Annotated in this window: 11 protein-coding genes; 5 read left to right on the top strand and 6 right to left on the bottom strand. The window is 40.2% G+C overall.

Annotated elements, in window-relative coordinates:
- Nucleotides 1–510, bottom strand: coding sequence for a L,D-transpeptidase family protein (locus tag HWV03_RS07890; RefSeq protein ID WP_211679210.1), 510 nt, complete (start codon nucleotides 508–510; stop codon nucleotides 1–3).
- A gap of 49 nt (nucleotides 511–559) precedes the next feature.
- Entirely contained in the window at nucleotides 560–1072 is a 513-nt protein-coding gene (locus HWV03_RS07885; protein WP_211679209.1) for a hypothetical protein, read from the bottom strand.
- Between the two features lie 424 nt (nucleotides 1073–1496).
- On the opposite strand from HWV03_RS07885, the gene HWV03_RS07880 reads away from it, so the two are divergent.
- The 3 genes from HWV03_RS07880 to HWV03_RS07870 all read left to right on the top strand — a co-directional run bounded on the left by HWV03_RS07880 (nucleotide 1497) and on the right by HWV03_RS07870 (nucleotide 4192).
- Nucleotides 1497–2558: a phosphotransferase gene (locus tag HWV03_RS07880; protein WP_211679208.1), complete on the top strand. Its 1062-nt coding sequence runs from the start codon at nucleotides 1497–1499 to the stop codon at nucleotides 2556–2558.
- Nucleotides 2559–2563: 5 nt separating this feature from the next.
- The gene (locus HWV03_RS07875; RefSeq protein WP_211679207.1) at nucleotides 2564–3496 is read left to right on the top strand and encodes a 3'(2'),5'-bisphosphate nucleotidase CysQ family protein; all 933 of its coding nucleotides are present in this window, start codon (nucleotides 2564–2566) and stop codon (nucleotides 3494–3496) included.
- A 225-nt stretch (nucleotides 3497–3721) separates the two neighbouring features.
- Nucleotides 3722–4192 carry a cytochrome b gene (locus HWV03_RS07870; RefSeq protein ID WP_255547117.1) on the top strand — a complete coding sequence of 157 codons (471 nt, stop codon included), beginning with the start codon at nucleotides 3722–3724 and terminating at the stop codon, nucleotides 4190–4192.
- Nucleotides 4193–4390: 198 nt separating this feature from the next.
- Here HWV03_RS07870 and HWV03_RS07865 read toward each other — a convergent pair whose 3' ends face one another.
- Nucleotides 4391–5824 carry a porin gene (locus HWV03_RS07865; protein WP_211679205.1) on the bottom strand — a complete coding sequence of 478 codons (1434 nt, stop codon included), beginning with the start codon at nucleotides 5822–5824 and terminating at the stop codon, nucleotides 4391–4393.
- A gap of 754 nt (nucleotides 5825–6578) precedes the next feature.
- On the opposite strand from HWV03_RS07865, the gene HWV03_RS07860 reads away from it, so the two are divergent.
- Nucleotides 6579–8159: an alpha/beta fold hydrolase gene (locus HWV03_RS07860; RefSeq protein ID WP_211679204.1), complete on the top strand. Its 1581-nt coding sequence runs from the start codon at nucleotides 6579–6581 to the stop codon at nucleotides 8157–8159.
- 65 nt (nucleotides 8160–8224) lie between these two features.
- Here the strand turns inward: HWV03_RS07860 and HWV03_RS07855 are convergent, their stop codons facing one another.
- Nucleotides 8225–8839: a flavin reductase family protein gene (locus HWV03_RS07855; RefSeq protein WP_211679203.1), complete on the bottom strand. Its 615-nt coding sequence runs from the start codon at nucleotides 8837–8839 to the stop codon at nucleotides 8225–8227.
- Nucleotides 8840–9083: 244 nt separating this feature from the next.
- Between HWV03_RS07855 and HWV03_RS07850 the strand changes: the two genes are divergently transcribed.
- Nucleotides 9084–9851, top strand: a complete 768-nt coding sequence (locus HWV03_RS07850; RefSeq protein ID WP_211674853.1) for an IclR family transcriptional regulator — start codon at nucleotides 9084–9086, stop codon at nucleotides 9849–9851.
- Between the two features lie 20 nt (nucleotides 9852–9871).
- Here HWV03_RS07850 and HWV03_RS07845 read toward each other — a convergent pair whose 3' ends face one another.
- Entirely contained in the window at nucleotides 9872–10561 is a 690-nt protein-coding gene (locus tag HWV03_RS07845) for an MOSC domain-containing protein (protein ID WP_211679202.1), read from the bottom strand.
- A gap of 88 nt (nucleotides 10562–10649) precedes the next feature.
- Entirely contained in the window at nucleotides 10650–10889 is a 240-nt protein-coding gene (locus HWV03_RS07840; protein ID WP_211679201.1) for a hypothetical protein, read from the bottom strand.
- Nucleotides 10890–10996: the final 107 nt, after the last annotated feature.

Here is a 10996-nt window from a genome sequence, read left to right as displayed (position 1 = left end):
TTACCACTCGATTTGAATTTTTGTCCCCACTTCAATTAGCGACATGAATTCATCCATTTCAGAATTAGTCAAAGCAATACAGCCATTCGTCCAATTAAAGCGCTGAGTGATACCAGAAAGCCAACCTAACTTATTACGTTGGCCATGAACCATAATGAGGCCACCAGCAGACACACCTCTATTTTCTGCATCGTCTAAATCAGATTGATTCGGATAACTCACATGCATTGATCTATAAAATGATGAATCTTCTTTTTTATAATCTAATGTATACGTTCCTTCAGGCGTCTTTTCATCCCCTTCTTGCAGCTTGTGCCCTTTAGGATTGGCGCCAAACGCGACATGATATTCTTTAATCACTATTTCATTTTCAATTAAGTACATTTTACTTTCTGATTTATCAACTTTAACCAAATCGATACCTGCAACAGCACTTAAAAATGGTGATACAGAAAAAGACAAAACGATAAGATTTACAAATGCTATAACGCGCTTTTTGTTTCTGTGCATTCACTAGGGTCCTTAAGTGAAAATGTTCCAACCATCTTTATAAGTATAATTACTCACCCATGTTAAGCAGCATAAAACTTGAATCAGGTTTACATTCTTTGTTGCACCACATACCCCATTTCGAATCGCCATAATCAAAAAAATTGAGCTTAAGCGTTTTACCCGATATAGATGCAACCTGCAGTGAATATACTTTAGGTATTGATGTTGATTTATCAAAACTTGATTCCAAAAGTTCAATCGACTTTTGAGCGTCAATACCCGACAAGACCTGCATCTCTATTTTGGTGAAATATGACTCATTACCCACTGATTTTGGAGCATACTGCACCATCTGAGAAGAGATCATCACAGGTCTAAAACCACCTGCATTAGACCAAATCCAGCCGTTTTTATTAGCAATGATATGGCCATATTTAGAGCAGATAATTTGCCCCCAAGCATTCAATGGTTCAGGGAGTATCATCACTGCAGATGCAGGCGTTCCTTCGCACTCGCCTACTGGGGCAGCATTAACATTTAACGACAATAAAAACACTGCCGCGATAATTAGATATTTCATAAACACTCCTTTGTATAACACCTTTGATTTTCATGATTGAGAAAAGTGAGCTTACACCTATCAACTTATTTTTTTATCAAAATAAAATCCACAACAATGGGAACGCCATCACTCTTAAGTAGATATAAAAAACAAGCACTCATAATGCTATGACTAGTGAGCCGTAGAACTCTAAATATTTTCCAAAAAAATTATATTAAGCTTAATAGTGATATTCACGGCCCCCTGCATAACACCAACGCTATAATTAATGATACGTTCAAACACATAATTTAAACACCGTAAACACTTGATTTAATACTTATTTCATACGTCACTTACTGATTTATAAATTTGTACAGGAAGTCGTTTTAGGAAATTATTAAATACCCATCTGCAGCACTATTTTGTACACTATTGGCATATTTTCGTTCATGAGCCAAATATGAGTATACCGACAGACGTTTTACAGGCAGTCGCCAATGCAATGACAGCAGATCGCGTTGTCAGTACCCAGTTGATCCAACCTTTATGGGGTGGATACGGCGAGCTTTTTCGTGCCACGCTAGACGGCAGTCAATATACCTCGGTGATAGTTAAACACATCAAATTACCCCAACCAAAAGTGCATCCACGCGGTTGGAATACGTCTATATCTCATCAGCGAAAATTGAAATCATATCAGGTGGAGCTACACTGGTATCAGCATTATGCAAATAATTGTCTATCACAATGCCCTGTACCAAAATGCCTGTATGTTGAAGAACAGAATGATGAAATATTACTCATCATGGAAGATTTGGCCACGCAGGGGTTTAAGCATACGTTTACCAGCTTTGAACCGAAACCAGCATCCAACGAATCAACAGCAGACAATCCACATATCAGTCATAAACAAATAGAAGCATGTTTATCTTGGCTGGCTTATTTCCATGCCCAGCACCTCGCGATTGAACCGACAGGTTTATGGGATTGCGGCAGTTATTGGCACCTAGCCACCCGACCCGACGAACTAGCAGCGTTAACTGATATAGCATTACAACAAGCAGCTCAACAAATAGATCAAACATTACAGCAATGCCAGTTTCAAACCCTGATCCATGGCGATGCTAAGTTAGCTAACTTTTGTTTCACCACCGCTGGCGATCGGGTTGCTGGCGTTGATTTTCAATATGCCGGCAAAGGTTGCGGCATGAAAGACGTAATATTGTTGCTGAGCAGTTGTGTTCCCTATCAGCACTGTGAGCAAGATGTACCTGCATTGCTGGATTATTATTTTAGACAATTAAAGCAAGCGCTGTCAGAGCATAAACCACACATAGAACCGCAAGCAGTGGAAGATGAATGGCGACCGCTTTATTGTATTGCTTGGGCTGATTTTCAACGCTTTATGAAAGGCTGGAGTCCAACTCACTGGAAGATAAATAGCTATACAGAAGCGCTGACGCAACAGGCATTGTTACAGTTAAAAACAGTGCAATTAAACTCAGCTGAACAAGGTGAATAAAAACAATGACACTCACGATTTATCAGCTGGAACAGTTACTGAAACTCGCTACCGAGGCTGCATTAAAAGCTGGAACATTCATCAATAGCCTTGATAGAAGTTCGCTGCAGGTACACAACAAACAGGCTGGGTCGAGTTTAAGTGCTCAGGTGGTAACGCAAGTTGATCTGGACAGCCAAGCCATCATATTGGAGATACTACAGCCAACTATCGATCAATATGATTTAGCCCTGTTGACCGAAGAAAATGCCAGCGAAAAAGATGTAGCAACCCACGCCCGTTTTAATAAAGACTATTTCTGGTGTATCGATCCACTCGATGGCACCTTACCCTTCATTGAAGGCGGTGATGGCTTTGCCGTGTCTATCGCGTTAGTCGATATTGCAGGTAAACCAGTTATTGGTGTTGTACATAACCCAAGCTCTGGTGATATCTACCAAGCCATTAATGCACAGCCACTGATATCAAAAGTGTTGAAAAATGGACTACTTTGGCAATCTGAACGGCTTAAGGAGTACAGCCATTCATTAAGTTTGTATATTGATCGTAGTTTCCAGCAAGACCCACGTTATCCGGCTGTCATTGAGCAATTAACAAGGCTTTCAGCGCAGCAAGGATTGGCACTGCAAGTGATCAAAACTAACGGTGCGGTGATGAATGCAATTGGGGTACTTGAAAAGGCACCGGCTTGTTATTTAAAACTGCCAAAAGCACAGCTAGGTGGCGGCAGTTTATGGGACTTTAGTGCGACAGCAGCAATCACACAAGCATTGTCTGCTCAGTATTTCACTGCATCTTCGCAAGCATGCTGCGCAGTAAGTGATGCTCAAGGTGCCCCCTTGGATCTTAACCGTAAAGATTCTAATTACATGAATCACAAGGGGGTACTGTATAGCAGTGGATTACAGCATCAGACTTTTTTAAATCTAATCAATTGATTAGTTATGAGGTCCAACTCGTTTCAACTTAGTCGAGTAACTTATACTTACTTATGTTTACTTACTTTTGCTTAAAGTTAAAAAAGATAAAACGCTATACACTCACATTTTTCAACGCTAACGACCTTGATAAGGCGTATTAGGATGTAGGTATAATAGATGCAAAATGAAGTGAGTAAACATAGTAAAAAAACGGTGATATTCCACTGGCTAGTTGGACTATCTATGATCACTGTACTCATAATGGGTATGTATATGGTCGAAAATAAAGTGTATTCACTTTATTATTGGCATCGTTCATTAGGACTTTCATTATTCATTTTTGCCATTTACCGCCTTATTCTCAGAGTTAAGGAAGGGTTACCAAAACCAAAACTTTCTTATACTAAGATTGAGAAAAACTTATCGAGATTAGTACAAATATTACTATTAGCCAGTACAATTTTAATGCCTATATCTGGTATATTAATGACCACGATGAACGGATTCGGCTTGATTCTTTTTGATCTAGTATTCGTAACTCCAACCCCAGATCCAATAAATAGCATGCTGGGTGATCTGAGTAAAACTATCCACGTGACTTGTGGTTGGATTATGGCTGGTACTTTACTACTACACGTATCAGGCGCTATGAAGCATCATATTATTGACCGCGATGATACTTTAAAGAGTATGTTGAAGCTGAAATCTAATTAGAATAGCGTCAACTTGAAATGCTCTAGATTACCTGAGATTTAAGAAACAGGTAATCACGTATTCTCCAGTACAACAAAGACGAAACAATAATTAAATTGTATTCGTCTTTAATCACATTTATTTATTATTGAGATTACTCTGTTGCAAAAAACGACAGAGATTAATCCCCGTCGTTTTTATTACTGCCCGTATGCTAACTTATTTTAAAATATCGTAAGGCTTAGCCCAACCAAGACGCTGACTGAGATCTCTTTTAATTTGCAGATAACGTGGCGATGACTTCATGGCTTTCACATCATCTAAGGTAAGTAGCTCTTTTTCACCTTGAGGATTTTGCTTACGTACATAAATGATATCCTGCGCACTTTGACGCAAAGAACTAAACGTCACTTCCTCACCATTGCCATTGATGAAATGGGTGTATACTTTTGGCTCGTATCCCGGATCGACTGCTTTGCAATCATTCATCGAAGGAACCCAACCCATTTTACCGTCTTCAGTAAAGTGACCAGTTACAGGTCTACCTTTAGCAATATCTTCAATCATGCAGAAAGTTGGGCTCACACTGGTAATATTATGGATATTATTGAAAGCATGGCTTACCCAACCACCACTGCTAACCTGATCTGTGCCTTTTTCAGGATCCCAATCAGTTGCATCAACCTGTACCCAGCTGTCAAAAGGCCCAGTCATAGAAATATCAATTACAAAATTTTGCGGGTCAGAGACGAAATAAGCTTTAGTGCTATTCTCTAGGGTATATTGGTTCACATAATCACGGCTAACCCAATACACAGGTCCATCAGTCTTTACGTTACGGCCTTGATAGTTACTATCCATCACACCAAATGTATTGAATACCGTTTTCGCGACATGGTTGGCTGAATTATCTACCGCGGTATCCTCAGTATTATCAGTAATAAAATAAGGGGAATCGCTGTACAGCAAGCTCTCAGCGCCAGGTATGAGCCCCGAACGTGAGCGTGGTGAATATTGATAGTAAGCAACATCATAAGTCGGTTGAGTGGAAGAATCATTTAATACCGATTGACCTTTGATCACGCGAACTGAGTCACCAATCCATCGGCCTTCAAATTTAAATACATAATCCATAGTTAAGGTCTCTGTATTCGCCGAGACATTGTTATCATAACTTTGAATTTCAAAATGAGACTGCATTGGATCGAAATCCCAACGGCGGAAGAAAGTTACCTTCGTATCTTTCTGGCTTATCGCCATGGATTTATTGTCGTAGTTACCGCTGCAACCTTCATCCCTTTTCGCAATATAAGCCAGTTTTACGCCTGACATATCTGTTCGACAAACGTATTGGTCACGTAATCCTTCGGGGTTAACCTTTTGCACGATGCGCTTGAACTCCTCCCAATTCATGCCGCTGTTCTTAGCTTGGAAGTACCCTAATGCATCATTATTCGCCAGAAACTGAGCCTGAGGCTGAGCTGGTTTTGTAAGTGCATAGTCGAGCATGAAAAATTCAGCTTTGTTCTGTTGAATTTTATTTACAGTATAACTGACCAGCTCTTTTGCCTGGTAATAGCCCTGCAGGTTCGGTGCTGCAGAAACTTGGTTTGCAACAAACAATGACGCTGTACAAAGTAGTATTTTTTTCATTGCAGCCCCCTACTTCTGAAAGTTTTTTGGTGTACTGAATGCAATACCGTCATTCGACGCATATTTCACGTTCTGCAGCTCTTGCAGATCTGCCGCATCAACGCTGAGTTGCATTTTAGAGGGAGCACGCTGCTGGCTATCACTGTTTTGAGACGAGGAATCTCCCCCGCCGCCGCAGCCGACCATTAATATAGTTAAAACACCACTGTAGCTAATTTTTTCATAGTAATTATTTGGATTCCACGGTTTGTAAGAACAAGTATTGAAAGGTTCATTGCCCCCCCCTTTAAACAGACGTTTTAATCTTGAGATAAGCCGTCAATATGATTTTTTATTTCTGGAATGTGGCACATGAAGGCGATTACCATTCGATTAAAACGCAGTTTTTTGCTGTCGCAATAGTCAATTTTGCCAAGGGTAATCGTTGGTAACGGTTAGTTCATTATATTTTACATAATTTTACGCATTGGGCTTGTGTAGTTGAATTGTAGTGGCTGAGTAATACTGGATAATAATAGCGGCTCGTCCTCTAGATCTTTGCCGTTATGGTTAAGATAAGGCTTATCGTTGAGCTATAGACTGCCAATATTGAAAAACAGTGATTTAGTCTGCAAAAGTAAACATCCAAAAATAGGAGATTCATTCTCGACTCGAATTAATAACACCCTTCATATATTATGCCCCGTATCTTTAAGTCGACTCATCTATCACAGCGTTATTTTTACATTAAAATAATCTAGGGAAATAAATAAGAATGTATAAGAAATATTTACTATTACTAGCATGCGGGTTAATTCTTACTGGATGTGGAGGTGGGGGTGAATCTGAATCTACATTTGACTCAAATACCAGTACTAGTGGTAATGGCAATGGTAATGGCAATGGCAATGGCAATGGCAATGGCAATGGCAATGGCAACGGTAATGGCAATGGCAATGGCAATGGTAAATATCTGGTCGTACCTAAAGATTATGACAAACCTGATGGTGATAAAGTTAGGATTTATTATACAATTCATCCCGCAACCTCATCAAAACAACGTATAGGGATATTATTATTAAATTTTGGTGGACCAGGTGCAACAGCTGCCGATAGATTATTGAGTAAAGTGAGCTCAATGCCTACATCCATTACTGAGTCATTTGACATCGTCGCTATGGATCCTAGGGGCGCGGGGAAAAGTGCATTTGCAAGAGAATTAATGACCTGCGCAGTGGGAGGGTCATGTGATTCGACATATAAAGAGATATCCCCTTATATGGGAAGTAATGCTGTCATTCAAGACATGGACTCGTTACGGGAACATTTGAATGAAGATCAAATTAACTATCTAGGTTACTCTTATGGCACAAGACTAGGTGCGCTTTACGCCGAACGTTATCCGACAAAAATTCGTGCTCTAGTGCTTGATTCTTCAATGTCTCCTTTACATCAAAATTATGAAGAACTACGAATTGATCAGGCTCAAGGGCACCAAAAAATCGCTGAGTATCGACTGGACTCAAAGCCAAAGAGTATGGCGAAACTAGATGATATTGTCACTCAAACCAAGGATAGTGACTATACCGCGAATGATGGCGGAACGATTAAAAAAGACGATGTAAATCTAATTCTTGGTGCAATCAAACACCCTATGCGAGAATATTTAAATAATTTAAGGGGTATTTCATGGAGTGAGTCCAAGTTAGGGCTATCATTATCTGCATTATTTGATAAAGATGAAGCAAAACCTTTTATTTGTTGGAGAACCCAATGTGAGACTGAGTCCAATAGTTTAAGCTTTAGTCATATACCAAAAGAAAGTTTTACTTCTGATGAAAAGCGGTCGTCAGCTATGTTTCGCTCAGTCATGTGTACTGATGAACGAGCGACTTTGGACGATAGCGACATAGAAGGAAATGAGGATAAATATTTGGCTTCATCATCGATCTATGGCTATTACCTAAAAGAAAATCTTTCAGGTTTATGTAAAGGTTGGACGGCACAGCGCTCTCCTATTGCTAGCCAATCTGAAATTAAAAATAACATAACTGAGCAAGTGTTGATCGTGGGTGGTTTATATGATCCACAAACCTCTTATAATTGGTCTGTAGAAATGAAAGATACAATAAACAATGCAGCACTCATTACTATTGCAGATACTGTCGGTCATGGTTTTAGTTATAACGGCATTGGTTCCTGCTTAGATGACATTGTGACTAATTATTTACTTGAGCCAGAGGTCAAAGTTACAGATCGAAAATGCGAACGAGTTAAAAGAATATCTTATCGTTATAGTAATGAAGCCCCTACCGTCCCTGTTAATTCAGCACATTCCGGAGATATTCACTTGTAGTTAAGCATCTATAAGTTCACTCGGCGAGTAGCTCACTGCAGAGAGTTCTGTAAGCCGATGACTCATTATTCAGGCCTTTGAATACTAAAAGGTGCGGTGATTGATGCATACTCCCCTCCGCCTAACCGCGCGAGGGGTTTCATTTTATCCGCCGCAATATTCAATCGTTCCTTCGCATCTTTACTTACCACAGTATCATTGATGTAAAGCTGCTTAACTTCAACAAAGATAAGTGTTTGCGGTGCATCTCCAATCTCTTTAATTTCATAAAGCTCGCAGCCATAAGCAATATCACATTGCGTTAGTCTAGGTAGCGAGAAATCATCAAAGGCAGTGGTCGTTAATCCCGCATTAGCAAGTTCAGATTCACCATGCGCTAATGTGGCGGCAGTTTGTGTGACAATGTCAGCTTGATCATCTGATGCAATGTGAATAACCATTTTCTTATTTTTAAGGATGTTGGTGAGTGTATCTTTGTTATCACCATTCGGCTTTTCCCCAACCGAGATCATTAACAACGCAGGTTTACTTGATACCGCAGTAAAATACGAAAACGGCGCTAAGTTATAGCTCGCATCACCCGAGTCTGTCAGTACCCAAGCAATAGGTCGTGGGATAATCGTTTGTGTCATCAAGTGATAACCTTGATTGGCTGAAAAGTCTGAAAAGTTTAACTGCATGTCACTAAGTCCCTGTTATAGCAAAGATAGTATCGTGACATATCAGAGGTTGTTAGCCTAGGTTTAATTTATGGCTGAAAATGACTAGCGCTAACAAGAACATAAATACCTATTTAGCATAAACGACGAGATAAAACGTTCTGACTATGAATTTATCACTCACGCCTGTATCATAACCAAGCTACTGAAATTCTAGCTATAAAGCTACGTCAGCAACACCATACTAAACCAGTAATAGGACACTATGGAAAAGAAAAACCAAGGCATACAATCTGTAGAGCAAGCCTTTGAGATTATAGATTTTTTCTCTAACAAAAATCACGCAATCTCGTTAGGTGATGCAGCTGTAGAAATGGATATATCTAAAAGTAAACTCCATAAATACCTAGCAAGCTTTCTGCGTATTGGGGTCATCATTCAAGACGTAAATGGTAACTACTGCCACGGGTCAAAGCTGATCGAACTTGGTGCCAAGATCCTTGGTCATACCGATATTCTCCACGTCTGTGAGCCAGAATTACAACGGTTAAGACTAGAAACGCAAGAAGCAACGGCACTCGCCGTTTGGACTACACAGGGACCGATGATTGTGCGCTTCCTCGAAAGCCCATACCCTGTCGCGATAAGCTTTAGAGTCGGTTTTCACGCACCGCTAACTGGCAGCTCTGTCGGCATGTGTTTTGCGGCATTTTCACCGGAAGAAGCTTACCAACATCTTTTAAAAGCAGAAACGAAAGATCAAGCACAGCTGGACAAAGCGTTTAAACAAGGCCTAATATCGATAAAAGATGAAGGTTATGCGATTCGAAATAAAGTAAACCCAAGCATACCGGGTGCCAAAGCGATATCAGCACCTGTCTTTGACGCAACAGGCAATATAGTTGCGTGTATTCTCATCATCGGTTTCAAGCAAGAACATTCTATCCAAGAAAAAGACATAAAAGCGATACGCGATACGAGTAAACGACTGTCTCAACACTTAGGCTACACGGTGACTAAAGCGGTGAAGTAAAGGTGATAGACAACTCGCTTTTAAACCATTGGCCCGAATAACCGGAGGTCCCAGTTCTCTACAACGCCGCTTTCGAGGCGACGTTCGATAAGCCTTCTCCATGAATCGACCAGTGGTAACTCTAGCGCTTGTACAAGCGCTTGTTTATCTAAACATCCCGTGAAAATTAAACTCATTATTCTTGCGACAGACCAATCTGGGTAAGGTCGTTCACAAAGTAAGATTTCATCACCAACGCCGATTTTACCTTCTTCCAACACCCGAAAATACCAACCTGTCCGTAGGGTCTCTTGTAGTTTTAGCGCCATCTCGTGTTGTTCAAATCTTTCGTTTAATTTCCAACAAGGCATACGTCCTTGTGACACTTCCAATAGTGTCGTTCCGATGCGGATCTTATCTTCGATACAAATGGTATGTTCATTCAGCCCCAAGGAACTAATGTTTTCGCCAAAAGCCCCAACCTCTTGAAATATCACATTGTCACCGAGATCTTTTTGCCACTCGGCATAGTGTTCACTCGGATAGATATGTAGCGCTTTTTCAATGCCGCCGTGTACACTCAAGTCCCCGACTTCATCGTTGATAAACCCTAGTGTTTCAACAACTAGGCGTTCACTCATCACTTTTTTATCTATCGCACTTATTGATCCTCTCGCATAAGACACAGCTTTACCTACAAGCACTGCACCAACCGTTCCTATCTTTTTCATATTGAAGCCACCTCTTTGTTCTGCTGTCATGTTAGTTCGCTTCTATTTTGAATTGCCTCACCATTTGCTGTTTTGGAAGACGAGTATCCTAACTATTCGTCGGTCGATAAATGGGTTGTGAAGCGAGTACTTCGATGCCTGTCGGCGTACTTTTTAGATAACGCACTTCATCATCTGAAAATAGTACCTCTCTCTCAAACCCTTCAGCTGTTGGGAATCGGTCCAACACTAAGGCTAGTATTTCTTCCCTTGTTCTGTGATCGTTATTTTCGATTACGACTTCGCAAAGCGGTTTTTCTTCTTTTGTTATTTTTATCTTATATCTCATTACCATTCCTCACTCTTGTTGCTTCAACCTGTCTAGGTGACGAATGACACCTCACCTTAAAAACAGGAAATTAGATTTAATAATATTACACAATAACTATACCAACC

This window comes from Moritella sp. 36, assembly GCF_018219415.1.
Taxonomy (GTDB): Bacteria; Pseudomonadota; Gammaproteobacteria; order Enterobacterales; family Moritellaceae; genus Moritella.
Note: the sequence above shows the minus strand (reverse complement) of the source record. Positions and strands in the feature narration are given on the sequence as shown.